25 protein-coding genes are annotated in these 26,490 nt (G+C 69.1%); 19 read left to right on the top strand and 6 right to left on the bottom strand.

Going from position 1 to position 26,490, the window contains the following annotated elements; all coding sequences use genetic code 11:
- Positions 1-102: 102 nt before the first annotated feature.
- From GV015_RS03410 to GV015_RS03430, 5 genes are all read left to right on the top strand, one after another.
- Positions 103-2,112, top strand: coding sequence for a beta-galactosidase (locus GV015_RS03410; RefSeq protein ID WP_159876553.1), 2,010 nt, complete (start codon positions 103-105; stop codon positions 2,110-2,112).
- Positions 2,109-3,053, top strand: a complete 945-nt coding sequence (locus GV015_RS03415; protein WP_159876555.1) for a carbohydrate ABC transporter permease — start codon at positions 2,109-2,111, stop codon at positions 3,051-3,053. The genes GV015_RS03410 and GV015_RS03415 overlap by 4 nt, the downstream gene beginning before the upstream one ends.
- Positions 3,050-3,919 carry a carbohydrate ABC transporter permease gene (locus GV015_RS03420; RefSeq protein ID WP_079704354.1) on the top strand — a complete coding sequence of 290 codons (870 nt, stop codon included), beginning with the start codon at positions 3,050-3,052 and terminating at the stop codon, positions 3,917-3,919. The genes GV015_RS03415 and GV015_RS03420 overlap by 4 nt, the downstream gene beginning before the upstream one ends.
- A gap of 77 nt (positions 3,920-3,996) precedes the next feature.
- Positions 3,997-5,319, top strand: a complete 1,323-nt coding sequence (locus GV015_RS03425; RefSeq protein WP_159876557.1) for an ABC transporter substrate-binding protein — start codon at positions 3,997-3,999, stop codon at positions 5,317-5,319.
- Between the two features lie 7 nt (positions 5,320-5,326).
- Positions 5,327-7,429, top strand: a complete 2,103-nt coding sequence (locus GV015_RS03430; RefSeq protein ID WP_371416531.1) for an alpha-galactosidase — start codon at positions 5,327-5,329, stop codon at positions 7,427-7,429.
- An 85-nt stretch (positions 7,430-7,514) separates the two neighbouring features.
- Here the strand turns inward: GV015_RS03430 and GV015_RS03435 are convergent, their stop codons facing one another.
- From GV015_RS03435 to GV015_RS03445, 3 genes are all read right to left on the bottom strand, one after another.
- Entirely contained in the window at positions 7,515-7,928 is a 414-nt protein-coding gene (locus GV015_RS03435; RefSeq protein WP_159876559.1) for a peptidoglycan-binding protein, read from the bottom strand.
- A 90-nt stretch (positions 7,929-8,018) separates the two neighbouring features.
- On the bottom strand, positions 8,019-8,459 hold the full coding sequence (locus tag GV015_RS03440; RefSeq protein ID WP_159876562.1) for a hypothetical protein: 441 nt from the start codon (positions 8,457-8,459) through the stop codon (positions 8,019-8,021).
- A 102-nt stretch (positions 8,460-8,561) separates the two neighbouring features.
- On the bottom strand, positions 8,562-9,101 hold the full coding sequence (locus tag GV015_RS03445) for a hypothetical protein (protein ID WP_159876564.1): 540 nt from the start codon (positions 9,099-9,101) through the stop codon (positions 8,562-8,564).
- 215 nt (positions 9,102-9,316) lie between these two features.
- Here GV015_RS03445 and GV015_RS03450 point away from each other — a divergent pair, with 215 nt between their 5' ends.
- From GV015_RS03450 to GV015_RS03470, 5 genes are all read left to right on the top strand, one after another.
- A complete protein-coding gene (locus GV015_RS03450) occupies positions 9,317-10,222 on the top strand; it encodes a carbohydrate ABC transporter permease (protein WP_236555317.1) in 906 nt (301 codons plus the stop codon).
- Positions 10,219-11,157 carry a carbohydrate ABC transporter permease gene (locus GV015_RS03455; RefSeq protein WP_079704359.1) on the top strand — a complete coding sequence of 313 codons (939 nt, stop codon included), beginning with the start codon at positions 10,219-10,221 and terminating at the stop codon, positions 11,155-11,157. The genes GV015_RS03450 and GV015_RS03455 overlap by 4 nt, the downstream gene beginning before the upstream one ends.
- A 95-nt stretch (positions 11,158-11,252) precedes the next feature.
- On the top strand, positions 11,253-12,587 hold the full coding sequence (locus GV015_RS03460; RefSeq protein ID WP_159876566.1) for an ABC transporter substrate-binding protein: 1,335 nt from the start codon (positions 11,253-11,255) through the stop codon (positions 12,585-12,587).
- Positions 12,588-12,626: 39 nt separating this feature from the next.
- Complete coding sequence (locus GV015_RS03465) at positions 12,627-14,531, top strand: BNR-4 repeat-containing protein (protein ID WP_159876568.1); 1,905 nt, start codon at positions 12,627-12,629, stop codon at positions 14,529-14,531.
- A gap of 73 nt (positions 14,532-14,604) precedes the next feature.
- A complete protein-coding gene (locus GV015_RS03470; RefSeq protein WP_079704362.1) occupies positions 14,605-15,498 on the top strand; it encodes a LacI family DNA-binding transcriptional regulator in 894 nt (297 codons plus the stop codon).
- 61 nt (positions 15,499-15,559) lie between these two features.
- On the opposite strand, the gene GV015_RS03475 is transcribed toward GV015_RS03470, so the two are convergent.
- Positions 15,560-16,387: a DeoR/GlpR family DNA-binding transcription regulator gene (locus tag GV015_RS03475; RefSeq protein ID WP_201299340.1), complete on the bottom strand. Its 828-nt coding sequence runs from the start codon at positions 16,385-16,387 to the stop codon at positions 15,560-15,562.
- Positions 16,388-16,482: 95 nt separating this feature from the next.
- Between GV015_RS03475 and GV015_RS03480 the strand changes: the two genes are divergently transcribed.
- From GV015_RS03480 to GV015_RS03490, 3 genes are all read left to right on the top strand, one after another.
- Positions 16,483-17,481 (top strand): acetylxylan esterase, encoded by a 999-nt coding sequence (locus GV015_RS03480; protein WP_159876571.1) that lies wholly within the window; start codon positions 16,483-16,485, stop codon positions 17,479-17,481.
- A gap of 12 nt (positions 17,482-17,493) precedes the next feature.
- Positions 17,494-18,027, top strand: a complete 534-nt coding sequence (locus tag GV015_RS03485; RefSeq protein WP_159876573.1) for a GNAT family N-acetyltransferase — start codon at positions 17,494-17,496, stop codon at positions 18,025-18,027.
- Between the two features lie 68 nt (positions 18,028-18,095).
- A complete protein-coding gene (locus GV015_RS03490; RefSeq protein ID WP_159876575.1) occupies positions 18,096-18,494 on the top strand; it encodes an NUDIX domain-containing protein in 399 nt (132 codons plus the stop codon).
- Between the two features lie 39 nt (positions 18,495-18,533).
- Here the strand turns inward: GV015_RS03490 and GV015_RS03495 are convergent, their stop codons facing one another.
- Entirely contained in the window at positions 18,534-18,923 is a 390-nt protein-coding gene (locus GV015_RS03495) for a VOC family protein (RefSeq protein ID WP_086472518.1), read from the bottom strand.
- A 105-nt stretch (positions 18,924-19,028) separates the two neighbouring features.
- On the opposite strand from GV015_RS03495, the gene GV015_RS03500 reads away from it, so the two are divergent.
- Both GV015_RS03500 and GV015_RS03505 read left to right on the top strand, forming a co-directional pair.
- Positions 19,029-19,469 (top strand): hypothetical protein, encoded by a 441-nt coding sequence (locus tag GV015_RS03500; RefSeq protein WP_159876578.1) that lies wholly within the window; start codon positions 19,029-19,031, stop codon positions 19,467-19,469.
- A gap of 97 nt (positions 19,470-19,566) precedes the next feature.
- A complete protein-coding gene (locus GV015_RS03505; RefSeq protein WP_086472520.1) occupies positions 19,567-19,899 on the top strand; it encodes a hypothetical protein in 333 nt (110 codons plus the stop codon).
- Positions 19,900-19,964: 65 nt separating this feature from the next.
- Here the strand turns inward: GV015_RS03505 and GV015_RS03510 are convergent, their stop codons facing one another.
- The gene (locus GV015_RS03510) at positions 19,965-21,314 is read right to left on the bottom strand and encodes an MFS transporter (RefSeq protein ID WP_159876580.1); all 1,350 of its coding nucleotides are present in this window, start codon (positions 21,312-21,314) and stop codon (positions 19,965-19,967) included.
- Between the two features lie 162 nt (positions 21,315-21,476).
- Between GV015_RS03510 and GV015_RS03515 the strand changes: the two genes are divergently transcribed.
- From GV015_RS03515 to GV015_RS03530, 4 genes are all read left to right on the top strand, one after another.
- Positions 21,477-23,825 (top strand): FAD-dependent oxidoreductase, encoded by a 2,349-nt coding sequence (locus tag GV015_RS03515; RefSeq protein ID WP_159876582.1) that lies wholly within the window; start codon positions 21,477-21,479, stop codon positions 23,823-23,825.
- Positions 23,826-23,878: 53 nt separating this feature from the next.
- Positions 23,879-24,661: an IclR family transcriptional regulator gene (locus tag GV015_RS03520; protein WP_159876585.1), complete on the top strand. Its 783-nt coding sequence runs from the start codon at positions 23,879-23,881 to the stop codon at positions 24,659-24,661.
- Positions 24,662-24,705: 44 nt separating this feature from the next.
- On the top strand, positions 24,706-25,674 hold the full coding sequence (locus GV015_RS03525) for an acetylxylan esterase (RefSeq protein ID WP_159876587.1): 969 nt from the start codon (positions 24,706-24,708) through the stop codon (positions 25,672-25,674).
- A gap of 78 nt (positions 25,675-25,752) precedes the next feature.
- Positions 25,753-26,484 (top strand): YoaK family protein, encoded by a 732-nt coding sequence (locus tag GV015_RS03530; protein ID WP_159876590.1) that lies wholly within the window; start codon positions 25,753-25,755, stop codon positions 26,482-26,484.
- Positions 26,485-26,490: the final 6 nt, after the last annotated feature.

Below are 26,490 nucleotides of genomic sequence, written 5' to 3' on the forward strand. Positions count from 1 at the left end.
ACAGATTCAGAAACGCACGCCTACTCTGTGTACGTTCACAGACTCTCAACGTGGAGTTGTCGCTCTTCGATCTGTGCACGTTCACAGATCGCGGAAGGCACCATGAGCACGACCCCCACGTTCAGCCACGACGGCATCGCCTACGGCTGCGACTACAACCCCGAGCAGTGGGATCGGTCCGTCTGGCGCGAAGACGTCGCCCTCATGCAGGAGGCGGGCGTCGACCTCGTCGCCCTCAACATCTTCGGCTGGTCGCACCTCGAGCCACGGCCGGGGGAGTTCGACTTCGCCGGGCTCGACGAGATCCTCGACCTGCTCCACGAGGCCGGCATCCGGGTCAACCTCGGGACCGGCACCGCATCGGCCCCACCGTGGCTCACGTTCCGGCACCCGGAGATCCTCCCCGAGACCGAGGACGGGACGACGCGCTTCCCCGGCGGTCGCCAGGCCTGGTGTCCGTCGTCCGCGGTCTTCCGTCGCTACGCCCTCGAACTCGTCGAGCGCGTCGCCGTCCGTTACGGCGCGCACCCCGCCGTCGAGCTTTGGCACGTGTCGAACGAACTCGGCTGCCACAACGCGCTCTGCTACGACGACGAGAGTGCCGAGGCCTTCCGGGGCTGGCTCCGCGCCCGCTACGAGACGATCGAGCGTCTGAACACCGCGTGGGGCACGTCGTTCTGGAGTCAGCAGTACAGCGACTTCGCCGAGATCCTGCCGCCGCGCCTGACCCTGTCGAGCCGGAACCCGAGCCAGGTCATCGACTTCCACCGCTTCTCCTCCGACGAGCTCCTCGGCTACTACCGGGCCGAGCTCGAGGTCCTGCGCCGCCACAGCTCCGTACCCGTCACGACCAACTTCATGGTCACCGCGCACATCCGGAACCTCGACTACTGGCAGTGGGCGCCCGAGATGGACGTCGTCGCCAACGACCACTACCTCGACAACCGCCTCGCGGACCCCACGGCCGAACTCGCGTTCGCGAGTGACCTCACGCGCGGTCTCGCCGGGGGCGGCGCGTGGTTGCTCATGGAGCAGTCCACCGGTGCGGTCAACTGGCAGCCGCAGAACCTCGCGAAGGCACCGGGCGAGATGACCCGGAATTCCCTCACGCACGTCGCGAAGGGCGCGGAGGCGATCTGCTTCTTCCAGTGGCGTGCGTCGCTGCAGGGCTCGGAGAAGTTCCACTCGGCCCTGCTGCCGCACGCGGGCACCGACTCCGACGTGTGGCGCGAGGTCGTCGAGCTGGGCGGCACGCTCGACCGACTCGACGAGATCACCGGCACGCGCGTCCAGGCCGATGTCGCCCTCCTCTTCTCCTGGGAGAATTGGTGGGCGGCCGACGGCGAGAGCCGCCCGACCCACGCGATCGACCACCTCTCGCAGGTCCACGCGGTCCACGCGTCGCTGCGTCGTCTGGGTCACACCGTCGACGTCGTGCGTCCGGGCGCCGACCTCTCCGCCTACCGGCTCGTCGTCGTCCCGAACCTGTACCTGGTGCGCGACAGCGAGGCCGCGGTTGTCTCGGACTTCGTCGCAGCCGGTGGGCACGCCGTCGTCACGTTCTTCAGCGGCATCGCCGACGAGGAGGACCGGGTCCGCCCCGGCGGCTACCCCGGTGCGTTCCGCGAGCTGCTCGGCGTCAACGTCGAGGAGTTCGCCCCCGTCCTCCCCGGCCAGGTGCTGACGCTCGCGTCGGGCCGGACCGCGACGGCATGGTCCGAGCGGACCCGCGCCCGCGGAGCCGACGTCGTCGACTCCTTCGCCGACGGCCCGTCGGCCGGTCGCCCGGCCATCACGCGCAACCGCATCGCGGGTGGCGGCGACGCCTGGTACCTCGCGACGAACCTGGACGCCGGCGCACTCGACGAGGTGCTCCGCGACGCAGCCGCGGGGGCCGGGGCGCTGGCACAGGGTGATCCGGACCAGCCGGGCCTCGAGGTCGTCCGCCGCGCCGATGAGGGACGGAGCTACCTCTTCCTCATCAACCACTCGACGAACGACGTCGAGGTGCCGGCCAGCGGGCGCGAGCTCGTCACCGGCGAACCCGTCGACTCCATCGCACGCGTGCCAGCCGGCGCCGTGCGCGTCATCAGAGAGGACCGCACGCGATGAGCGTCAACATCGAGACGGCCGAGGCGACGTCGCCACGGCCCGTCCGCCCGCCGAGGGCGGCCAAGCTGCCGAAGGCGGTGGTGCAGCACAAGCGGGCGATCGCCATCTTCATCGTCCCGTTCGCCCTGCTGTTCGCGCTGTTCTACCTCGTGCCGATCGGGTACGCGGTCTACCAGTCGCTGCTCGTGATCGAGCGTGACGGCACCTTCGGTCAGGCCCGGGAGGTGTTCGGCGGACTGGCGCAGTACGTGCAGGTCTTCCAGAACGGCCCGTTCTGGCAGTCCGTCGGACGGGTGCTCCTGTTCGGCGTCGTCCAGGTGCCGGTGATGCTCGGCCTCGCGCTCCTCTTCGCGCTGCTGCTCGACTCGCCGCTCCTGCGGGGCAAGCGGTTCTTCCGTCTCGCGTTCTTCGTCCCGTACGCGGTGCCTGGCGTGATCGCCGCAATCATGTGGGGCTTCCTCTACTCGCCGAACCTGTCGCCGTTCACCGCGGTCACGCAGAGCGTGGACTTCCTCTCAGCCGATCTCGTGCTCTGGGCCATCGCGAACGTCGTCACCTGGGTGTTCGTCGGCTACAACATGCTCATCATCTACTCCTCGTTGCTCTCCATCCCCACCGAGATCTACGAGGCCGCCCGGCTCGACGGCGCCGGTCAGGCGCGCATCGCCTGGTCGATCAAGATCCCGCTCGTGATGCCGGCGATCGTCCTCACGGCGATCTTCTCGATCATCGGCACGCTGCAACTCCTCGCCGAGCCGCAGGTGTTCCGCACCTTCAGCTCGGCCGTCAGCAGCACCTTCACCCCGAACCTCACCGTCTACACCACCTCGTCCATCCCGAACGTGAACCTCGCAGCCGCCTTCTCGGTCGTGCTCGCGTTGGCGACCTTCGTCCTCTCCTTCGGGTTCCTGAAGTTCACGCAGCGAAAGGAAGGCAAATGACCGCCATCCTGTCCACCGGCCGCGGCCCGCAGGAGAGCCGCCTGTCGCGCGCCGGCGCGCTCATCGTGATGCTCGTCTTCACGCTCTACTTCCTCATCCCGATCTGGTGGCTGTTCATCGCCTCGACGAAGTCGTCAGCGCAGTTCGGCAACTCGGCTCCGCTCTGGTTCGCGGACTTCAACCTGTTCGAGAACATCGGCCAGCTCGTCGCCTACCGCGACGGCGTCTACCTCAAGTGGATGCTGAACTCGGTCCTGTACGCCGGCCTCGGCGCACTGCTCGGCACGCTCTTCGCGGCCATGTGCGGCTACGCCCTCGCGAAGTACCGGTTCCCGGGACGCGACCTGATCTTCAACGTCGTCCTCGGCGGTGTGCTCGTCCCCGCGACCGCGCTCGCGCTCCCGCTGTTCCTCATCTTCAGCCAGGTGGGCCTCACGAACACGTTCTGGGCGGTCTTCCTGCCCTCGTTGGTGAGCCCCTTCGGTGTCTACCTGACGCGGATCTTCGCGGCGTCGAGCGTGCCCGAGGAACTCCTCGAGGCCTCGCGTCTCGACGGCGCCGGTGAGATCCGGACCTTCTTCACCATCTCCGTGCGACTCATGTTCCCGGCGCTCGTCACCGTGTTCCTCTTCCAGTTCGTCGCCATCTGGAACAACTTCTTCCTGCCGCTCATCATGCTGCGCGACGAAGCCCTGTTCCCGGTCACCCTCGGGCTCTACTCCTGGAACTCGCAGGTCAACCAGATCCCCGAACTGCGCCTCTACGTCCTCGTCGGCGCATTCCTGTCGATCATCCCGCTCGTCATCACCTTCCTCCTGCTCCAGCGGTTCTGGCGCTCCGGCCTCGGTGCCGGCGCCGTGAAGTAGTCGGACCGACGAGCAGACACTCCTCTCCATCCCGCACCAACACCATCCCGCACCATTCACAGAAGAACGGATTCGCTATGAACCTCAAGAGAACAGCGGTCGCCGCAGCGGTGCTGTCGGCCGTCGTCCTGAGCGGCTGCTCCTCCACCGGGTCGGAGGGCGGCAGTGCTGCTGCCTCCTGCGCCCCGGCCGAGGGCAAGGTCGACCTCAGCTTCACCTCCTGGATCCCCGGCATCGAAGAGGTCGTCGACGTCTGGAACAAGGAGAACCCCGACATCCAGGTCAAGGTCCAGACCGGCCCGAACGGCAACAGCGGTACCTACCAGAACTTCTTCAACCAGCTGAAGGCCGGCAACGCCCCCGACCTCGGCCAGATCGAGTACGACGCCCTGCCGAACTTCCGCGTGCAGAACGGCCTCATGGACCTCGGTGCGTGCGACGACGTCATGGCCGCCAAGGACGACTTCGTCGACTGGACCTGGGGTCAGGTCTCGCTCGGTGAGTCCGACTCGGTCTACGCCGTCCCGCAGGACTCCGGCCCGATGGCCATGTTCTACCGCGCCGACCTGTTCGAGCAGAACGGGATCGCCATCCCGACGACGTGGGCCGAGTACAAGGAGGCCGCCAAGAAGGTCCGCGCCACCGGTGCGTACATCACGAACTTCTCGCAGGGCGACATCAACCAGTTCGCCGGCTTCGTCTGGCAGGCCGGCGGCAGCTGGTTCAACAACGACGGCTCCGACTGGACCGTCGACCTGACCGACCCCGCCTCCAAGAAGGTCGCCGACTACTGGCAGGACCTGATCGACGAGGACCTCGTCTCGACCGTCCCCACCTGGACGACCGAGTGGGACAACGCCTACAACTCCAGCGCCGCCTGGACCTGGAACTCCGCCGTCTGGGGTGCGAACTCCATCGCGTCGGGTGCTCCCGACACCGCCGGCAAGTGGGCCGTCGCGAAGGCTCCGCAGTGGGAGGCCGGCGACTCCGCGGCAGGCAACTGGGGCGGTTCCTCGACCGCCGTCTTCACCGGTTCCAAGCACCCCTACGAGGCGTCGAAGTTCGCGCTGTGGCTGAACACCTCCGACGAGGCGCTCACCATGCTCAACAAGAGCGCCAACATCTACCCGGCGACGAAGGAGGGCCTGAACCTGCCCGTCCTCAAGGAGGGCGTCGACTTCTACGGCGGCCAGCCGATCTACGATGTCTTCGCGGAGGCTTCCTCCGAGGTGTCGGAGGACTTCGCCTGGGGTCCGACGATGACGCAGACGTACAACGACGTGTCCGACGGCTTCAAGGCTGCGGTCTCCGGTGACGGAACCCTGCTCGACGCCCTCACCAAGGGCCAGTCGGCGACGATCGACGCCCTCAAGGCGCAGTCCATCCCCGTCAAGGAGTGACAGAGCAGTGATCCACCACCTTCGTGCCGCGGGCGTCAGCCTGATCGTCGACGCCCGCGGTACGGAGGTGCCCACCATCCTCCACTGGGGAGCCGATGTCGGCGAACTCGCCGCCGACTCCCTCATCGCCCTCGCCCACGGGCTGACGCCGGCGATCCCGCCCTCCTCCATCGACGCCCCGCCGCGCCTCAGCCTCCTGCCCACCGTGTTCGACGGTTGGAGCGGCCGCCCGGGTGTCGGCGTGCACCGGCCGGGCGGAACCGATGCGTCGAACCTGCTCGCGCTGCGGCTGATCGACCAGCAGGCCACCGACACCTCGCTGGTCCTGACGACGTCCGACGAGCGTGCCGCGGTGACGATCGTCTCGACGATCGAGCTGACGCCGCAGGGTGTCCTCCGGGTGCGACATGCCGTTCGGAACGACGCCGAGGTCGACCGACCACTCGCCGTCGACGCCCTCGCCGTGGTGCTCCCGGTTCCCGACCGCGCCACCGAACTCCTCGACTTCACCGGCCTCTGGACGCACGAGCGCACGCCGCAGCGCCACCGCCTCGGGCAGGGTGCCTGGACGCGCGAGCACCGTCACGGACGACCCGGTCACGACGACGCGTTCCTGTCCGTCACGGGCGCACCCGGCTTCGACTTCCGCAGCGGCGAAGTGTGGGCGACCCACCTCGCGTGGAGCGGCGACAAGGTGATCTGGAGTGAGCGCTCGCCACTCGGCCCCGTGGTCACCGGCTCCGGTGAACTCCTCGCGCCCGGCGAGGTCACGCTGGGGCCGGGGGAGACCTACGAGTCGCCGTGGACGGTCGCCGTCTACTCCCACGCGGGTCTCGACGGCGTCTCCGCGCGACTGCACCCCTGGATCCGCTCGTGGAGCACGATCACGAAGCCCCGCCCGGTGGTGCTGAACACCTGGGAGGCCGTGTACTTCGACCACGACCTGCCGACACTGCTCACCCTCGTCGAGCAGGCGAAGCGCGTCGGCGTCGAGCGGTTCGTCCTGGACGACGGCTGGTTCACCGGCCGCACGGACGACCGCCGTGCGCTGGGCGACTGGTTCGTCGACCCGGAACGCTGGGCGGGCGGGCTGTCGCCACTCATCGACGCGGTGACCGGTGCCGGCATGGACTTCGGGCTGTGGGTCGAGCCGGAGATGGTGAACCCCGACTCGGAGCTCGCGCGCACGCATCCCGATTGGGTCCTCGGGCATCCGGACGCTCCGAGCTGGCGCTTCCAACGGGTGCTCGACCTGGACAACCCGGACGCCTTCGCCTACCTCCTCGGCCGACTCGACGCGTTGCTGACCGAGTACGACATCGCGTTCCTCAAGTGGGACCACAACCGCGACCTCCTCGGCGGCTCGGCGCACCGGCAGACGACGGCGCTCTACCGACTGCTCGACGAGGTGCGTGCCCTGCATCCCGGTGTCGACATCGAGTCGTGCGCGTCAGGTGGCGCGAGGATCGACCTCGGCATTCTCGAACGGGTCGAGCGGGTGTGGACGAGCGACACGAACGACCCGCTCGAGCGGCAGTCGATCCAGCGCTACACGGGGCTCGTCGTTCCACCGGAATACCTCGGCGGTCATCTCGGTGCGGCCCGTTCGCACACCACCTGGCGCACCTCGGACCTCTCGTTCCGCCTCGCCACAGCCCTCTTCGGGAGCGCTGGCATCGAGTGGAACCTCAACGAGGCGAGCGAGCCGGAACTCGAGCTGATCGCGACATGGATCGCGCACTACAAGCGCCTCCGCCCGCTGCTGCACACGGGCGAGGTCGTCCGCATGGACAGCGCCGACCCGGCACTGCACGCGCACGGGGTGATCGCCCAGGACCGCTTGTCCGCGATCGTCGCGCAGGTGGCGCTCGCCGCACCGCGGACCGCGATTCCCGCGCCACTCCGGGTGCCCGGTCTCGATCCCGAGCGCCGGTACCGGGTCCGCCCGCTCGACCTCGGCGCGCCCGCCCGGTCGATCCAGGACGTGCCGCCAGTGTGGCTGACCGAGGGCTCGGTCGTGCTCACCGGCCGCGCACTGGCCGAGGTCGGGGTCGCGATGCCGCTCCTCGCTCCCGAGCAGGCGCAGCTCTTCACCCTCGACGCGGAGTAGCCGCCGCGTTCGTTCGCCCGTTCCCGGGTGAACGAGAACTCCCTCGCCCGAACGTGGGCGAGGGAGTGTCGTCGTGCGGGTCCGGTCAGATGTTGCAGCCGGAGGCGCGAGCCGCGTCGTACGGGAACCAGTCGACCGGACCGGGTCCCATCTGCGGCGCGCAGAGGATGTTCCAGGTCTCGGCTCCCACGACGCCGTCGACCTGCATGCCCCAGTACGTCTGGAAGGCGACGACGGCTGCTCGGGTCTGCTCGCCGAACTGGCCGTCGACCTCTAGGTTGGACACACCACCGGGGATCCTCGGTCCGAAGGCGTTGAGGAGCGTCTGGATGTTGGCGACGCACCCGCCGTCGCCGCCGATGGAGTACTGGTAGTCGACGCACTGGCCGGCTGCTGCGGCCGGTGTGGCGGTGGCGACCCCGCCGACGGAGCCGGCGATGGCGAGACCGAGTGCGGCCCCCGCGATGGTGATCCTGTTGCGCATCGTTCGTGTGGTCATCTAATGTTCCTCTCGGTCGACTGCTCGGACGTCACGAGCGTAGGTCGAGCGTCCCGAACCCTGAATGGGCAGTGGTGCCCATGCCCGGGTTCAGTCCGCGAGGAGATCAGGCGGGGTGACGACCAAGCAGAGGACGCCCCAGAAGATCGCGCCGAACACCGAGAGGACGACCGGCAGCGCGACCAGGTCGGCTCCTGTGCCGGCCAGCCGGGTGAACTCCACCGACCACATCCAGACGACGAGACCCAGCACGGCTGCTCCTCCAGCGAGTGCTCGCTGCACCCGACGGTTCGCCTGCCACGACTCGCGGAGCCCGGCGAGGCCGAGGATCGCGGCGACCACGGACAGCGCGATCGGGATCGCGACCATGAGCCAGGTCGGCGCGGTGCCGTCGACCACTCCGCTCCGGTCGACGTGGACGTCGAGCGTCGGGGGTGCGGTCGGGAGGACGGTCCAAGCAGCGACAATCCCCGCTGCCAATGGGAGGCACATCATCCCCACCGAAGCGACCTCGCGGAACATCCTGCTCATCGGTTCGCCCCCCAGCGCCTCCGGTGTGTGTTCATTCGCCCATGTTTGGGCGAAAATGTGCCCGTTCGCCCAAATATGGGCGAACGAAGCGCGGCTGCGCGGTCAGTCGATGCCGATGTCCTCGCCGACGACGGTGATCTGGGCCGGGACGGGCCAGGGGTGGTCGCCGACGGGGGCGAGACGGACGAGTTCGGCGACCCGGGGCGCCGGCGCACCAGCGGAACCGATGAGCCAGCCGCCCACGAGGAAGGTGGTGCCGGGGACCGACCAGACGGCGATGCCGGTCACGCCGAAGTCGCCGTAGGCACCGTCGGAGAACCGCACCGTGACGAGGTCGCCGTGTGAGAGCTCGGCGAGCTGAGCGGCGACGGCACCGGGGTCGGGGTCGACGGGGTCCAGCTCGGGGATCGTCTCGAGCACCTGCAGCGGCTTCGTCGGCTTGCCGTTCTGGTCGAGTGCCGTGCCGGCCAGGAGGAGTCCACCGATGATCGGCGAGCGGCGGGCCCGGCCTGCGAGGTCGAACACGCCGTAGCGCGGCACGCTCAGACGCGCTTGCAGTGAAGCAGCGTCCTCGGCCGACTCGATGGCGGCCGTGAGGCCCTTGATGTCGCGGCGAGCAGGAGAGCTGAGGTCGTAGTTCACCCATCAACTCTCCCATGTCCACTCTGGCGGCGGACAGACACTCTCAAGCGACAGTTTCAATCAAGTATAAACAGTCCGTTATGGAACCGTGACCAGTGTGCGTTGACCTGTCACGCGGACACCGGGCATGCTGAACAACACTTGGCCGCTGATAAACGCGCCGCCGCCCCAGGAAGCCCCGCATGCAGCGGAATGCTCCTCACAAGGATGTGAGTATGACGACTTCACAGTTAGATACAGTTTCGAACAAACCGAGACGGATGCCGGACGGGATGTTCGCGTTCGTCCTCGTCCTCCCTGGTCTCGCGCTACTCGTCGCGGTCGTCGCCTATCCGCTACTGACCGCTCTCGTCACGGCGTTCTTCAAGCAGAGCCTGGTGGTGCCCGGCCGCGAGTTTGTCGGATTCCAGAACATCATCGACGTGCTGCAGGGTGACTTCCTCAAGCTGCTCGGGCAGACGATGGTCTTCACGCTCGGCACGACGATCGCCCCCTTCGTCATCGGTTTCGCACTGGCCCTCGCGCTCAACACCCGCATCCGCGGTGCCAAGGTGATGCGCGGACTCATGCTGATCCCCTGGCTCGTTCCCGGCGTCGTCGTGTCGTTCCTCTGGATGTGGATCTTCAACGCGAACTACGGAGTGGCGAACGCCATCCTCGGTCTGTTCGGAGTCGACGCGCAGGCGTGGCTGGCACAACCCCAGACGGCCATGTTCGCGGTGATCGTCGCGAAGACCTGGCAGTCCTTCCCCTGGATCATGGTCATGCTGCTCGCCGGCCTGCAGACCGTGCCACAGGAACTCCATGAGGCGGCCGAGATGGACGGCGCCGGGACCATCCGACGCTTCTTCTCGATCACGGTCCCGCAGCTGAAGGGCATCATCGGCCTCGTCCTGCTGCTCGAGTTCATCTGGAACTTCCAGCACTTCGACATCATCTACGTCCTGACGGGCGGCGGTCCGGCTGGGAGCACCCAGACCTTCGCCACCGCCGTCTACGAGACCGCCTTCCGCGGCTTCGACCTCGGCCACGCGGGCGCCCTCGGGCTGCTCTGGCTCATCCTCCTGATGGCGCTCGTCGTCGTCTACGTCCGATTCTCGGAGAAAGGCGAGCAGAAATGAGCGTCTCCACCGCACCCCCTGCGCCGCAGGACACCACGCCGGACCCGCAGCCCCCGTTCGCCGCCACCGAGATCGGCACGCTCCGGCGTCGTCCGTCGCTCTTCCGATCCGAGAGCCGGGCGGTGCGGATCAGCGCCTGGGTCGCGGTGATCGTCTGCGGCGGCTTCGGGCTGCTGCCGGTCTACTGGTTGCTGGCGACCTCGCTGACCCCACGGGCCCAGGTCTTCTCGTACCCACCGAAGCTCTTCCCCACGGAGATCAGCTTCGAGGCGTACACCGCCCTCGCCTCCAACCCGGACCTGTTCGGCTACCTGCGGAACAGCATCATCGTCTCCGTCATCACCGCCCTGCTGTCCGTGATCGTCTCGGCCTACATGGGCTACTCGTTCTCGAAGTTCCGCTACCGCGGGCGTCGATCACTCATGTACTTCGTGCTCGCCTCGCAGATGTTCCCGCAGGCGTTGCTGCTGATCACCCTGTACTCGGTGTTCAGTGCCTACGGACTCCTGAACACCTACGCGGCGCTGGTGCTCTCCTTCACGACGTTCACCCTGCCGCTGTGCGTCTGGATGCTGAAGGGGTTCTTCGACACGATCCCGGACGAACTCATCGAGGCGGCTCGCGTCGACGGGGCGTCCCGCCTGCGGATCATCCACTCCATCGTGCTGCCGCTGTCCGCACCCGGCCTGGTCGCCGCGGGCCTGTTCGCCTTCGTTCGCGGGTGGAACGACTTCATCTTCGCGCTCACGCTGGCGGGACCCGACAAGCAGACCCTCCCGCCCGGCCTCGTGAACACCTTCGTCGGTGAGGCGGCCACGGCTTGGCCCGAGCTCATGGCCGCATCGCTCGTCGTCTCCCTACCCGTGGCGATCGCGTTCATGGCCCTGCAGCGTCACCTCGTCGGCGGACTGACCGCCGGTGCCGTGAAGGGCTGAGCGCAGCACACCGAACCGGCCCGCCGCCGGGCCTCCCCACAATCCGTTCCACCAACCCAGACACGTCCCACCAGGATCACGCTCGAGGAGGAGCCATGTCCCACACCACCCCGTCCTTCGCCACCGCCGCCCAGCAGACCGTCATCACCCGCCGCCGCGCCCTGCAGTTCCTCGGCATCGGCGTCGCCGCGGCCACCCTCGCCGGATGTGCGCCCACCGGTGCCGCACCCGGAGCGGGATCCATCCCGAAGGCGACCGCCGGCGGCACCGCGACCGACTTCGACTTCGCGAGCTGGTCGCTCACCGAGAAGGCTTCGGCACCCGCCATCCAGAGCCTCCTGCAGAAATACGAGGGCAAGGCCAAGATCGACGTCGGCGAGGTCTCCTTCCCCTACAACGAGTACATCAACCAGCTCATGCTGCAGGTGCGCGGCGGGCAGTTCTCCGGCGTCGCCCACGTCGACGTCGCCTGGCTCGGTTCGCTCGCGAGCCTCGGCAAGCTGCAGGACGTGTCCGGGTTGACCGAAGGACGTGGCTACACGAAGGCGGGACTCACGGCCGCGTCGTTCGACGGCGTGCAGTACGGCCTCCCGTGGACGATCGGCGCGATCGGCCTCGTCACCAATCAGGCGCTCCTCGAGCAGGCCGGCATCGGCGAGTTCCCCACGACGATCGACGAGTTCGAGGGCTCACTCAAGCAGCTCAAGGGCCTCGGCAACGGCATGATCCCCTACGCGGCGTCGACGAAGGCCGCGCAGCTGAAGGACATCCTCATCTGGATGCAGACCTTCGGCAGCCCGCTGGTCGACGGGGACACCGTCACGATCGGCGACGACGCCAGCATCGAGGCGGTCACCTGGTACAAGAGCCTGTACGACCAGGGCCTCATCGCAGCAGACGTCGACCGCTTCGACGCACGCTCCCTCTTCGCGCAGGGCCGCACCGCGATCTACGACGACGCGATCGTCGGACGGAGCGCCGTGACCGGCGAATCGCCCGACCCCGACTTCGCGAGCAAGCTGCAGCCGGTCTCCCGGCCGGTCCTCAAGCAGGGTGACACGCCGCGTGCGCTCGTGTGGGGCGGGGCGCTCGCCGTCGTCGACGGTCCGGCCGCCGGCACCGCAGCGGACTTCGCCCAGTGGGTCACGTCCGACCCGGAGACCGTGCTCGAGGACTTCGCCGCCCGTGGTCTGCCGCCGGCGACCGAGGACGCGCTCAACTCCGACGCCGTGAAGAACGACTCGTTCGCCACGAACTTCAGCGACCGGATCACCAAGACGAGCTCGACGAACCCGTTCTGGAAGTTCGTCCAGTACTCGCAGATCGAGACGAAGATCGCGGAGAAGGTGCAGGCGGTCCTCGTCGGCCAGGAGAAGCCCGCTGAAGCCATGAAGGCCGCCGGGGCAGCCGCGCAGAAGCTCGTCGGCTGAGCCGCGGATCGGACGATCGTGACCGGCACCGGGAGAACCATGCGACGCAGCTCATCGAACACCGTCCGCGCGCTCGCCGCGGCCGCGCTCACGGTCCTCGCGCTGGGGGTGACGGCGCCGGCGGTCGCCGCTCCAGGAGGACCAGTGCGGAGCGACGCGGGTGCGAGTACGGTGACCGACTCGGTCGAGACCGTGCCCGTCACCGTCGACACGTCGAACCAGGCCGGCTGGTGGCGACCGCTCGACGTCGTCGACGGTGTCTCCTACTTCGCCTTCAACGCGCCGGCGTCCACCGCGTCCAAGCACGAGGTGCACCTGGCCTCGAGGGGCGCGGACGGGACATGGACCGAAGGGTGCCTGCGCTCGACGGCCGGCGGTGCCTGCGTGACCTTCACCGACGACAACGGTCACAACCAGCCGTCGATCGTGGTCGACGGCGACGGCATCATCCACGCCTTCGTGTCGATGCACAACGAGCAGTGGAACGTGTTCCGGTCCAGTGCACCCGGCGACGTCACCTCGCTCGTGGAGACGACGTCGTCCATGCCCGACCTCGACGCGGCGATCACCTATCCGGTGACGGCGCGCGGCCCGGACGGCGACGCCTGGGTGCTCGTGCGCGTGGGGACGGACGCACAGGGACGACGAGAGGGGCGGCTCTACCGGTACGACCTCGACACCGGTGTCTGGGAACGCGAAGCGGTGGTCGCCGCGGCGACCGGCTACTCCTTCTATCCCGACGACCTCGAGGTGGACGCCGACGGCCGCGTCCACGTGCTGTGGGAATGGGGCCCCTTCCCGGCGGACCCTGCGCGGCACCTCGGGTCGTACGCGACGTACGACCCGTCCGACGGTTCCTTCGCCGACGTCGCGGGGACCGCGCTCACCGGACCGATCACCCCGACCACCCCGGGATCCGTCGTCTGGCGCCCCTTCGGTGCCGGTGAGGCCATCGGCAGCTACACGCCGGCGCTGCAGACCGCGAAGCTCGCCCTCGACGGCACGGAGCTCGCGGGGATCGTCTACCGGTTCGTCGAAGCCGACGAGACGGCGTACGACGTCCGCTACGCCTCATGGGACGGCGGAGCCTGGAGCGACGAGTCGCTCATCGACGTCTCCGCGCTCGGTTCGGGCGTCTCGACGGTCGCCGGCATCGACACGACGAGCGCCGGTGGTGTCGACCGCGTGTACGCGGTCCTCGCCGTGCAGGTGTGCGGCGAGAACCGCAGCCAGGTGGTCCGACTCGAGCGCGGGGGAGCCGACTCGGGCTGGGCGGCTCGTGCGGTGGGTGATCCGGCGTCCGGCCCGCAGCGGCTGCGAGCGGAGACCGCGAGCGGGACGGACGTCCTCTATCTGACGGCGCCGGTCAGCGAGACCACCCGCGGGACCTTGCGTTGGGCCTCGATCCCCCGCGGTACGGCCGCGGAGACCGGCGGCACCACGCTCGCCGACATCGTGTCCGGACTCCGAGGCGAGCTCGGCGGGACGAACGTCGCGCTCGGAGCCACCGTGACGGCCTCCTCCGCGCTCCGCGCCGACACCGGCGGGGCGCTCGCCGTCGACGGCGTGTGCACGGACGCGAGTCGCTGGATCTCCGCGGTCGGCGACACTGCACCCACGATCACGGCCGCCTGGCAGACCCCGACGGCGCTCGCCGAGGTCAGGGTCAAGAGCGGCTACGCCGGGGGAGCCTCGACCGATTCGGTGCTCCGTGACTTCACGATCGAGATCCGGACGGGCGGTGCCTGGGTCGAGGTCGGACGGTTCGACGACAACGCCGCAGGCACCGTCACCGCGTCCGTGGACGGACTCGTGGTCGACGCGGTGCGCCTCCTCATCACCGACCCGTCCGCCTCGGCGACCGACGTCGCGCGGGTCTTCGAGATCGAGGCGATCGCGGCACCGGCCACCGAATCCGCGAGGAACGACGATGTCCCGGGATAGCGTTGTGCTCAGTCGGGACCGCAACGGTCCCGAGCGGCCGGGATCCACCCGGTCAGCAGTGAGGAGCAGCACCATGTCGGACGCCGCCTTCGGCTCCCAGCGGTCGGCACCGGTACCGCGCCGTTCGCGCACGGGCATGGTGGCGCTCGCCGTCCCGAACCTCGACGAACCGTACTTCGCGGAGCTCACGACGCTCCTCGTCCGCGGCGCCGACGAGCGCGGACTGTCGATCCTCATCCAGCACACCGAGGGCGACCACGACCGCGAGGTCGACATCGCCAACGGGGTGGGCCTGCCGCTCACGGACGGACTCATCCACATCCCCCGCTCGCTGACGGTCGGCGACCTCACGCGGCGGACCTCCCCGGGGCCCCTGGTGCTCCTCGGCGAGCACATCCAGGTGAGCCCGTTCACGCACATCTCCATCGACAACCGGGCGGCCGCCGACGCCGCGACGACGCACCTCGCCGAGGCCGGCTGCTCTCGTATCGCGTTCATCGGGCCCAGGGACGAACGTCCGTCCGACGCGGCGGATCAGCGGTACGCCGGGTATCGGGACGTCGTCGCGCGGCTCGGCCTCGCGCAGGAGCCGTCGCTGATCGGGCACGTCGACGCGTTCACCCCCGAGGAGGGACGTCGCGTGATGCGTCGGATGACCGCCGAGGGCGTCGAGCTCGACGGCGTCGTCTGCTCCAACGACTCGATCGCCTTCGGCGTGCTCGCGGCCCTCCACGAAGCCGGCCGGCGGGTGCCCGAGGAGGTCGCGGTGATCGGCATCGACGACGTCCACGCCGCCCAGTTCTCGACCCCGTCGCTCACGACGGTCGCTCCCGACTACGACGCGATCGTGCGCGCGGCCTTCACCGAGCTCGAACGCCAGATCGCCGCCCCGCCCGGAGCCGACACGCCGGTCCGGCACGTGGTCGTCGACGCACGGATCGTCGTGCGGGACAGCACGGCACGCTGAGGTCCATGAGCGGGAGGACAGGCCGGCGCGCCGCCGTGGCGGGGTGCTGGAGGTGTCGCGGTCAGGCGTCGATGCGGTCGTCGTCGGCGGAAGCGGAAGCGGAGGCGACTGGCGCGAGCCAGACCTCGCCGAACTGCGCGCGGAGCGTGGTCTCGACGTCCTCGGCCACGTCGTCGTCCATCACGAGGTGGTCCACCTCGCGCAGGTCGACGATCGTCGTCAGTCCGACGGCGCCCCACTTCGAGTGGTCGGCGAGGACCACGGAGCGACGCCCGGCGCCGACGAACGCCCGGTTGGTCTCGGCCTCGAGGAGGTTCGAGGTCGTCAGCCCCGCCTGCAGGTCGATCCCGCGGACGCCGAGGAAGACGACGTCGCAGTGCAGGGACTCGATCGCGCGCACGGCGACCGGGCCGACCAGGGCGTCCGAGGGGGTGCGGACGCCGCCGGTCAGCACGACCGTCTGGGTGTACGGCTCGTCGGCGCGGTCGGGCCGCGCGAACACGTCGGCCACCGGGAGGGAGTTCGTGACGATGGTGAGCTCCGGGATGGCTCGCAGCTCCTGCGCGAGGGTCCAGGTGGTGGTGCCGCCGGACAGGCCGACCGACATGCCGGGCTCGACGAGGGTGGCTGCGCGACGGGCGATGGCGCGCTTCTCGGCCAGGAGCCGGCGTGCCTGGTTGGGGAAGCCCAGCTCGGCGCGATCGGGTAGCCGGGGCGTGGTGGCACCGCCGCGGACGCGGTCGACGAGACCCTCCGTCGCGAGCTGCTCGATGTCGCGCCGCACGGTCATCTCGCTGACGCCGAGGGCGGTCGCGAGGTCGACGACGCTCGCCGCCCCGTTGCGGCGCACCTCCGACATGATCTGCGATCTGCGTTCCGCACCGAGCACAGCGTCCTCCTTCGACCCGGTTGCCAGTCTGGCACGCGCGCACGGCGAACCTCGGCACCGGCGATCCACGACGACGAGACGGAGGCGGACAACGCATGCGTGAGGGACGACATCGGGACTGGTTCGGCGACGAGGTGCGCGACGGCACCTACGGCTACGACCTCGAGGGGCTCCTGGCGGTCGAACCGGTCGTGCCGCCGGCCGGATTCGAGGAGCTGTGGCGCGGGTGGTACGCGGCGGCACGTGAGGTCTCCCCGGATCCCGTCCTGACTCCGATCGGCCGGCAGGGTGCCCACGAGGTCTTCGTCGTGGAACACACGGTGGCCGACGGCCTCCGCCTCCGTGGATGGCTCGCGACGCCGGCGGACGGGCAGGCGCGCTTCGGGATGGTGCACGGGCACGGCTACGGCGGACGGGACGCACCGGACTGGTCCCGCGTCCCGGACGACGCTGCCGTCATCTTCCCGATCGCCCGCGGTCAGGGCGTCTTCAACACCGGACTCGGGGCACCGACGCCGGAGGACGGGCATGTCCTGTTCGGCATCGACAGCGTCGAGCGGTACGCGCTCGGCCGCTGTGCCGTCGACCTCTGGCACGCGGCGTCGGCGCTGCTCGACGTCGTCGGACCGCTCCCGCTCTACCTCGTCGGTGAGAGCTTCGGCGGTGGGATCGGCGCGCTCGCCCTGCCGTGGGACGACCGCTTCGTCGGAGCGACGCTCGTGGTGCCGAGCTTCGGTCAGTACGACCTGCGTCTGCGCCTGCCGTGCGAGGGGAGCGGGGAGCGGGTGCGACACCACGTCGCCGAGCACCCGGAGGCGCGCGAGGTCCTGCGGTTCTTCGACGCGTCGACGGCCGCGGGGTTCGTCCACGTGCCGGTGCGGGTGGAGGCCGCGCTCTGGGACGGCCACGTGCCACCGCCCGGGCAGTTCGCCGTCGCCAACGCGCTCGAGGACCTCGAGCTGAGTGTCCTCCCCGCCGGGCACACCGAGTACCCGGGGCTCGAAGCCGTGCTGGAGGAGTCGTACGCGGCGACGAGGGCGCACGCACTCCGGTCGGTCGCGCGGGCGGTGGCAGGAGCTGCCAGCGAGAGGTGAGAGGGTGGAACGATGATCGCCGCGCTCACGCTCCCCACCACCCTCACCACGCCGGGACAGGAGCTGCTGCTGCGCCGGGCCACCCTCGCCGACCTCGACGCGCTGATGGCGCTCCTCGCCGACGACCCGATCAGTGCGTCCCGCGGTGACCTGGCGAAGGAGAGCGATCTCCCCGCCTACGAGCGTGCGCTCGCGGACCTCATCGACGACCCGGCGAACGAGATCCTGCTGGTCGTCGACGCGGCGGAGGCCGTCATCGCGACGATGCAGCTGACCCGCATCCCCGGGATGGCCCGGCGCGGCTCCACCCGACTGCTCGTCGAAGCCGTGCGGGTCTCCTCGAGCCTGCGCTCCGGTGGTGTCGGAACGGCGATGATGCGCTGGGTGACGGACGTCGCCGCCCCCGCGACCGGATCGTCGATCGTGCAGTTGACCTCCGACGAGGCTCGGGTCGACGCCCACCGCTTCTACGAGCGACTCGGCTTCGTCGGCTCACACCGCGGCTTCAAGTACGCCGTCGACGCCGCACCTCGACAGGCTCGGTGACCGGTGGTGGCTCGGTGTCTGGTGGCGGCTCTGTGTCCGGTGAGCACGCGGCGAGGGACGGGCGCCCGATGAGCGGTCAGCGCCACGACGTGGTCTGCGCGGTCCTGATCCGGCATGGACAGGTCCTCCTTGCGCATCGGGCCGCGACGAAAGACTGGTACCCGGACGTCTGGGACCTCCCGGGTGGGCACGTGGAGTCGGGCGAGACCGGTATGCAAGCGCTGATTCGCGAGCTGCGCGAAGAACTCGGGGTGTCGATCAGCGAGTTCGATGACCCGCCGGTCGCGGAACTCCGACTCGAGGACATGACTCTGCGGATCTGGCGCGTCGACACCTGGCTCGGTGAGCCGCGGAACCAAGCTCCCGAGGAGCACGACACCGTGGGATGGTTCGACCTCGCGCAGCTCGAGGAGCTCGAGCTGGCGTCTGTCGACTACCTTCCGCTGCTTCGCCGTCTGCTCGAATGACGGCACAGGGCTCCGCGCTCCTGATGCCGCCGCGTCGGACTACCGGCCGACGAAGAACTCGAGGGCGATGCCGTCCGGGTCGGTGAAGCTGAGGGCTGTCCCGTACGAGGCTTCGACGAGTCCGCTGTGCTCGATGCCCGCGGATGTCAGGTGTGCGGCCCACGCGTGGAGCTCATCGACGGAACCGACCGTGAACCCCAGGTGGTCCAAACCCGGACTGAACGGCGTGAAGTCGCCGGTCTCCGTCGTCTGGTGCTCGGTGAGCCCGAGCGTGACGCCGTCGGGGAGCGAGAAGAGCTTTCGAGTGAGTCCGGGGCCGTCGATGGCGCCGACCGGGGCGAATCCGAACACCCGTTCATAAAACGCGGTGCTGGTCTCAAGGTTTCGGACGGTGAAAGCGACATGGTTGACTCCGCTGAATTCGGGCATGTCGTCAGTGAACTCCCGGTACCTCCCAGTCGACTGGGAACGAGGACGGCCCTCCCGGCAGAACTGTTGATCCGGGCCCAGGGGCAGCGGGCCTACGCTCTGAGGATGGGTATCGTCCGCACACTCGCCCGCTGGCTCCTCGGAGCTGTCCTCACCTTCGCCGGCGTCGGCCACCTCTCGTTCGCCCGGCAGTCGTTCGTCGCCCAGGTGCCGCAGTGGCTGCCCCTGCCGGTTGATCTGGTCGTCGTGGCGTCGGGAGTCGTCGAGATCCTGCTCGGCCTCTCGCTGATCCTGCTCGCCCGGTACCGCGTCGCCGTCGGTTGGATCGTCGCCGCGTTCTTCGTCGCGGTGTTCCCCGGCAACATCGAGCAGTTCGTCCGCGGCACCGACGCCTTCGGGCTCGACAGTGATCTCGCACGCGGTGTCCGGCTGGTGTTCCAACCGCTTCTCGTCGTCTGGGCGCTCTGGTCCACGGGAGCGTGGCGAGCGTGGCGGACCAGCCGCCGCCGGTCGTCCTCGACCGAGTCCGGCCTCGGAGCTACCTAGTCATCCGGCCCCACCGGGTGTCAAGGGGCCTGAGGTTCCAGGCCTGATCCGGCAGGGTTGATGCATGCGATGCATTACATACGCGGGTGAGAATGTTGTGACGACCGACGAGGTCGCGGCCCTGCTGGTCGAACTGACGGCGGAGCTCGCGAAGCGCGGACGCGCTGAAGCGGTCACCATTCCGATCGTCGTGGACTCCGACGTCGAAGACGCATCAGCCCAGCTCGTGATCGGTCTCGGCAACGACGTGCTGTCCGTGCCGCACGCCTGGGATCAGGACGTACCGGACTTCAGTGAGGCCGAATCGCGCCTGCAGGGCTACCTCGACGACATCCGTCCGTCCACGACGGCCTACGAGCCGCGCGACTCCATCGAGACCTCGGACGTGCTCGAGGATCCCGACCTCGACCTCCGCGACTTCGCCCGCTGAGTCGGACTTGCGCGACAACGCCGGCGTCGACCCCTCTGGTCGACGCCGGCGTTCGTCCGGGTCGCTCAGCGCGGGAGCGGCAGCTTGGCCGTCTCGCGGGCCCGCAGCACGACGATCAACGTGATGAGCGCGGCCGCCATCACATAGAACGCGGGGGCGAACCGATTGCCGGTCGATGCGATCAGGAATGTCGCGAAGTAGGGCGTGATCCCACCGAACACGGCGACCGACAGGTTGTACGCGATAGCCATCGAGCCGTAGCGGATGCTCGTCGGGAACAGCTCCGCCATCGCGGCACTCGACGCACCGTCGTAGGCGGCCATGAACACCCCGAGGATGACCATCGCGACTGCAGCGGCGGCGAAGTTGCCGGCACTCATGAGCATGAGCGTCGGGTACGTCAACACCAGGAACCCGACGCAACCGGCGATCATCACGGGCTTCCGTCCGATGCGGTCGCTCAGCAGGCCCATGAAGGGTACGAGGATCGCGATCGCGAGCAGCCCGAGCACCGTGACCCCGTAGCTGAGCGGCTGCGAGTAGCCGAGGTCGGTCTGCAGGTAGGACGGCATGAAGGTCTGCAGGATCCAGTGGCCGACCGCCTTGATCACGACGAAGCCGACGCAGAAGAGCAGCGCCTTCCAGGAGGTCCGCAACGACGTGCGCAGCGGTGACTTCGAGACGGCCCCCTTCGCTTGGATCGCTTGGAACTCCGGGGTGTCCTCGAGCTTGTTCCGCAGGTAGAGGCCGGCGAGGCCGAGTGGCAGGGCGAGGAAGAAGAGGGCGCGCCAACCCCACTCGTTGAGGGCGTCGGTGCCGAGCGTCGAGGTGAAGAGGAGCACGAGGCCCGCACCGACCACGAAGGCCGCGAAACCGAACACGTCGATGAAGCTCGTCACGAACCCGCGTCGGTTGGACGGAGCGTACTCGGCGAGGAGCGTCGTGGCGCCGGAGCTCTCACCACCTGCGGCGAAGCCCTGGACGAGCCGCACGATCACGAGCAGGATCGGCGCCCAGAGGCCGATGAGGTCGAACGTCGGTAGCAGACCCATCACGACCGTCGCCCCGGAGGTCACGAGGATCACCGTCGCGAGGACCGTCTTGCGCCCGATGCGGTCGCCGAGCGAGCCCCAGAAGAGGCCACCGAGCGGACGCATCACGAAGCCGGCCCCGAACACCGCGAACGCGGACAGGAGGGCCGCCTGCGTGTTGCCCTGCTGGAAGAAGTTGAGGCTGATGACGGTCGCGAGCGTGCCGTAGAGGCCGAAGTCGAACCATTCGACGAAGTGGCCCGCCCCGGCGGCCCAGATCACCTTCCGCATGCGGCGTGATCGCTCCGCGTCGTCGTAGGGGGTCTGTGCGCTGTGCGCGGCGGCTTCGGCCAGGGCTGCAGCCTGGGTCCTGCTCTCGTCCATCGGTCCTCACATCGTTGTCGGGGTGCTTCGAGGTTCACCTGCCGAAGAATCTTACCCACTGAATGGGAAAGTCGTACCGCTGAATGGTAGCGTGGCACTCGCCCGGTGGTCGCCATCTGTTCGACGGCTTCCAGGATCACGCATCACGAAGGAGTGTCATCCATGCAGCACCGCACCCAGACCGCAGACGTCGTCGTCATCGGCGGTGGCCTCGCGGGCGTGTCAGCAGCCGTCGCCGCTGCCCGCCTCGGTTCGCGGGTCTCGCTCGTCACCAACCGGCCGGTGCTCGGTGGCAACTCGTCGAGCGAGGTTCGGGTGTGGGTGGTCGGAGCGACCGCGCACGGCCACCAGCGGTTCGCGCGGGAGACCGGGATCATGGGGGAGCTCTTCCTCGAGAACCAGTACCGCAACCCGGAAGGCAACCCGTTCTACTGGGACCAGACCGTCCTCGACCTCGTGCGCGCCGAGCCGAACCTGCAGCTGCACCTCAACACCGACGTCCGCATCGTCACGATGGAGGAGTCGTCGGACGGTGAGGAGTCGCCGTCGCCACGGATCACGTCCGTCACCGGATGGACGATGGGCAGCGAGATCGAGACCGAGTTCATCGCCCCCGTCTTCATCGACTGCACCGGAGACGGGCTGGTGGGTCATCTGGCGGGTGCGACCTCCCGCATCGGGCGAGAGGGCCGTGCCGAGCTCGGCGAGCCGTGGGCGCCCGAGGTGGCGGACGACGAGCTCCTCGGCAGCTCGATCTTCTTCTACACGAAGGACACGGGACGCCCCGAGCGGTTCGTCGCTCCTGACATCGCGCGCGACATCCGCGACACCCCGATCCTCACCAACCGGATCATCCGGACCGGCGACAACGGCTGCAACTACTGGTGGATCGAGTGGGGCGGCGAGCTCGACACCGTCGCCGAGAACGAGCAGATCCGCGACGAGCTGTGGAGCGTCGTCTTCGGGATCTGGGACTACATCAAGAACTCCGGCGAGTTCGACGCCGACACCCTGACGCTGGAGTGGGTCGGGTCGATCCCGGGCAAGCGCGAGTACCGGCGGCTGCTGGGCGACCACACCCTCACGCAGAACGACCTGCTCGACCAGGTCGACTTCGAGGACACCGTGGCCTTCGGTGGATGGTCGATCGACCTGCACCCGGTGGAGGGCGTCTACGCCGAGAGCGCCGGTGCGCAACAGCGCTTCAGCAACGGCACCTACGGGATCCCCTTCCGCAGCCTGTACTCCCACGACGTCGACAACCTGCTGTTCGCCGGACGCAACATCTCCGCCTCCCACGTCGCGTTCGGGTCCACCCGCGTCATGGCGACCTGCGCGACGCAGGGTCAGGCGGTGGGGACGGCTGCGGCGCTCATCGCCCGCGATGGACTGACGCCGCGGGAGCTCGCCGGGCAGGCGCTCCCGCTCCTGCAGCGCACGCTCCTGCGCGAGGACGCCCCGGTCATCGGCATCACCACGGACGACCCCGACGATCTGGCCGGGCGGGCGACGGTCTCCGCTTCGAGCGCGCTCGACACCATCTCCACGCTGGAGCACCTCGGCTCCGGCGAGCGGTTCGCCCTCGACCGCGACGTCGCGATCCTCGTGCCCGTCGCCCCGACACTCGACCAGATAACCCTGCTCGTCGACGCCGCGAGCGACGCGACCCTCCGCGTCGAACTGTGGAGCACCGGCAAGCGCCAGAACGCCGTCCCGGTCGAGCACCTCCTCGACGGCACGGCCGATGTCACCGCCGGGGTGGGCGTGCCCGCCACTGTCCGCTTCGGATGGACGCCCGAGATCGAGCAGAACGCCGTGCTCGTCGTCCGTTCCAACCCGGACGTCAGCCTGCTCCTCACCGAGGGCCACCCCTACGGCCTCCTCGTCCTGACCGCGAAGCACACGTCCGACGAGGTGTTCGACGACCACATCCCCGAAGAGCAGGACCAGGCGATCCTCGACTGGAACGCCCGGAAGCTCCGCGGACGGAGCGTCGCGCTGACCGTCGGTGGGGACACCACGGCGTACCGCCCGGAGCGGATCGTCGACGGCTACCAACGTCCCTACGGCGGACCGCACCTGTGGTCCTCGGAGCGACTCGATGACAACCGCGATCTGGTCGCCGAGCCCGAGGTCCTCACCCTGCACTGGGATGAGCCGGTCGATGTCGCGTCCGTCCGGATCGTGTTCAACGACGACGTCGACGTGGACCTCATCAACCTGCACCACCACCGCACGGACTTCGAGGCGGTGCCGGAGCTCGTCGCCGCGTACCGCCTCGAGGCACGACCGGCGGGTGCTCCTGAGGGGACGTGGACGGTGTTGGCCGAGGTCGAGGGGAACCGGCACCGGCATCGGATCCACGACCTCGAACCCGTGCGGGTCGACGCCCTCCGTGTCGTCGTCACGGCCACGAACGGGTCGCCCTACGTGAGCGTCGCGAGTGTGAAGGTCTTCGAGCAGCCGAGCGGGCGCACCACCCGGCCGCGCCGAGCCCGACCGCTACGCTGAACACGGCCTCCGAGGCCGGACATCCGAACCGACACCGACACCGTGGAGGACCCTTGGCAGGTGAGATCCAGCAGGGCATCGGCCGTGCAGCATCCGTGCTCGCCGTTCTCGGCGCATCGACCACCGGACCGTTGCGGGCCTCCGACATCGCCCGTGCGACCGGTCTCGGCACCTCGACGACCGCACGCCTCCTCGGCACGCTCGAGGAGCTCGGCTATGTGACGAAGGCGGCCGACAGTCCGTCCTACGCCATCGGCGCGACCATCCTGGCGCTCGCGAGCGAGGGGCTCAACCAGAACCCGGTGCACCGGGAGTCGCGTGCTCCCGCTCAGGAACTCGCACAGCGGATCGGCCTCAGCGTGAACGTCGGCGTGCTCGACGGCTCGAGCCTCATCTACCTCTGCCACTTCGAGGGAGCCCTCGCCCCGAAGTCGCACTCGATGATCGGGCTGCGCCAGCCGTTGCACGCCTCCGCGCTCGGCAAGTGTCTGCTCCTCGACCTCGACGCCGACGGCCTCCGTGCGCTGCTCGGAGATGAGCCGCTCCCGCGCTACACGGCCAACACCGTCACGGAGCACGCGGCGCTCGCCGCCGAGCTCGCGACGGCGCGGGAACGCGGCGTCTGCATGGAGGACCAGGAGCTCGCGTTGGGTCGTCTCGGGATCGCGGCGCCGATCCGCGACGCGAACGCCAGAGTCGTGGCGGCGATCTCCATCTCGGGTCGGCTGAGCCTGATGCGAGAGCGCAACCTCGACGTCCTCACCGAGGACCTCATCGAGGTGGCCGACCGCATCAGCGTCGGTCTCGGCCTCATCTCCGCGATCCCCTCCTCCTGACCTCTTCCCCACCCGTATCCGATCTCACGAACCGAAGGTGACCCGTGGCGCAATTCGACCTGCCCCTCGCCCAGCTCCAGCAGTACCTGCCCGACCGCGAGGAGGCGCCGGACTTCGACGCGTTCTGGACGGACACCCTCGCCGAAGCCCACGCCCTCGCGCAGCCGACGGTGCGTGAACGATCCAACCCTGAGCTGACGGGTCTCGTCGTCGAGGACGTCACGTTCTCCGGGTTCGGTGGCGACCCGATCAAGGGGTGGTTCATCCGACCGGCCGGCGCGACCGAGCCGCTCCCGTGCATCGTGCACTACATCGGCTACAGCGGCGGACGCGGGCTCGCCCACCAGTGGACGATGCACCCGTCCGCGGGCTACGCGGTGTTCGTCATGGACACGCGCGGCCAGGGGAGCGCGAACCTGCCGGGCGCGACGGCCGACCCGTTCGGGAGCGGTCCGCAGGTCGCCGGGAAGATGAGCGCCGGGCTCGGCAGCCCAGACACGTACTACTACCGTCGGGTCTTCACGGACGCGGCGCTCGCCGTCGACGTGGTGCGGAGCTTCCCCGAGGTCGACCCCGCCCGGGTCGTCGTCGCCGGTGGCAGCCAGGGTGGTGGCATCGCCCTCGCCGCGGCTGGGCTCTGCGAGGGACTCGCGGCGGCGCTCGTCGACGTCCCGTTCCTGTCGCACTTCCGTCGTGCCCTGCAGATCACCGACGCGAGCCCCTTCGCGGAGCTGAAGACGTACCTCATCAGCCGACGCGGCCACGAGGAGGAGGTGTTCCGCACGCTCTCGTACTTCGACGCGACGAACTTCGCCGCCCGCGCGACCGCCCCCGCGCTGTTCTCCGTCGCGCTCTGCGACGCGGTGTGTCCGCCCTCGACGGTGTACGCGGCGTTCAACCACTACGCGGGCACGCAGAAGGACATCGCCGTCTACCCGTATAACGGGCACGAGGGTGGCGGGCCGGTGCAGCAGCAGGCGCAGCTGACCTTCCTCGCGGACCTCCTCGCCTGACGCTCCGCTCGCCCATTCTTAGGCGAGCGAGCTCCCGCTCGCCCGAACGTGGGCGAACGGGCGTGGGACGATGTGCACGTGACTGAGACCGGCGGCACCGACCCGACCCTGACGACCACCCGGCGTCGGACGCGTGCCGGCATGATCGCGGCGATGGCGCTCGTGCTGTCGTTCGCGGCCGGGGCGACCGACGCCTTCGCGTTCCTGCAGCTCGGCGGCGTCTTCACCGCGAACATGACCGGCAACTTCGTGCTGGCCGGACTCACGAGCCGGCCCGACTTCGGCGAGGTGCTGCTCGGGGCGACCGTCGCCGTGCTGCTGTTCTCCGTCGGGACGTTCCTCGCCTTCCGCTTCACGAGGCTCGTCGCCACCGCTGACAGACCGACCCCGGAGGCGCCGCAGCACCGGCTCGTCCTCGTGCTCGGCGGTGCGGTGATCGCGCAGGCATGCGTCCTCATCGGATGGATCGTGTCTCCCGAGACGCGCACGACGCCCGTGATCTGCGTCCTCATCGCGCTCTCCACGCTCGCGATGGCGGGGCAGACGGCCGTCGCCCGTCGCATCGAACGCTCAGGCGTGACCACCACCTTCGTGACCGGCACCCTCACGAGTCTCATGCAGAGCCTCGCCGACGGCGTCCACGACCACCACCTCATCCGGATCGGCGCGATCGTGCTGCTCGTGGCGGGCGCCCTCTGCGGCGCGCTCCTCACCGGCGTGGACCCAGTGTTCGGTGCGGCGCTGCCCCTCCTCCCGTCGATCGTCGGGCTGGTCCTCCTCCGGCTCGCGCCGACGGCCTCCAGCGACTGACGACGA

Source organism: Plantibacter sp. T3 (assembly GCF_902506515.1).
Classification (GTDB): Bacteria; Actinomycetota; Actinomycetes; order Actinomycetales; family Microbacteriaceae; genus Plantibacter; species Plantibacter auratus.

Bases quoted from the DNA above. Each gene is read 5' to 3' on its own strand.
- GV015_RS03410 (WP_159876553.1), top strand. From the start codon at position 103: ATGAGCACGACCCCCACGTTCAGCCACGACGGCATCGCCTACGGCTGC.
- GV015_RS03415 (WP_159876555.1), top strand. From the start codon at position 2,109: ATGAGCGTCAACATCGAGACGGCCGAGGCGACGTCGCCACGGCCCGTC.
- GV015_RS03420 (WP_079704354.1), top strand. From the start codon at position 3,050: ATGACCGCCATCCTGTCCACCGGCCGCGGCCCGCAGGAGAGCCGCCTG.
- GV015_RS03425 (WP_159876557.1), top strand. From the start codon at position 3,997: ATGAACCTCAAGAGAACAGCGGTCGCCGCAGCGGTGCTGTCGGCCGTC.
- GV015_RS03435 (WP_159876559.1), bottom strand. From the start codon at position 7,928: ATGACCACACGAACGATGCGCAACAGGATCACCATCGCGGGGGCCGCA.
- GV015_RS03440 (WP_159876562.1), bottom strand. From the start codon at position 8,459: ATGAGCAGGATGTTCCGCGAGGTCGCTTCGGTGGGGATGATGTGCCTC.
- GV015_RS03450 (WP_236555317.1), top strand. From the start codon at position 9,317: ATGACGACTTCACAGTTAGATACAGTTTCGAACAAACCGAGACGGATG.
- GV015_RS03455 (WP_079704359.1), top strand. From the start codon at position 10,219: ATGAGCGTCTCCACCGCACCCCCTGCGCCGCAGGACACCACGCCGGAC.
- GV015_RS03460 (WP_159876566.1), top strand. From the start codon at position 11,253: ATGTCCCACACCACCCCGTCCTTCGCCACCGCCGCCCAGCAGACCGTC.
- GV015_RS03465 (WP_159876568.1), top strand. From the start codon at position 12,627: ATGCGACGCAGCTCATCGAACACCGTCCGCGCGCTCGCCGCGGCCGCG.
- GV015_RS03470 (WP_079704362.1), top strand. From the start codon at position 14,605: ATGTCGGACGCCGCCTTCGGCTCCCAGCGGTCGGCACCGGTACCGCGC.
- GV015_RS03480 (WP_159876571.1), top strand. From the start codon at position 16,483: ATGCGTGAGGGACGACATCGGGACTGGTTCGGCGACGAGGTGCGCGAC.
- GV015_RS03485 (WP_159876573.1), top strand. From the start codon at position 17,494: ATGATCGCCGCGCTCACGCTCCCCACCACCCTCACCACGCCGGGACAG.
- GV015_RS03490 (WP_159876575.1), top strand. From the start codon at position 18,096: ATGAGCGGTCAGCGCCACGACGTGGTCTGCGCGGTCCTGATCCGGCAT.
- GV015_RS03495 (WP_086472518.1), bottom strand. From the start codon at position 18,923: ATGCCCGAATTCAGCGGAGTCAACCATGTCGCTTTCACCGTCCGAAAC.
- GV015_RS03500 (WP_159876578.1), top strand. From the start codon at position 19,029: ATGGGTATCGTCCGCACACTCGCCCGCTGGCTCCTCGGAGCTGTCCTC.
- GV015_RS03510 (WP_159876580.1), bottom strand. From the start codon at position 21,314: ATGGACGAGAGCAGGACCCAGGCTGCAGCCCTGGCCGAAGCCGCCGCG.
- GV015_RS03515 (WP_159876582.1), top strand. From the start codon at position 21,477: ATGCAGCACCGCACCCAGACCGCAGACGTCGTCGTCATCGGCGGTGGC.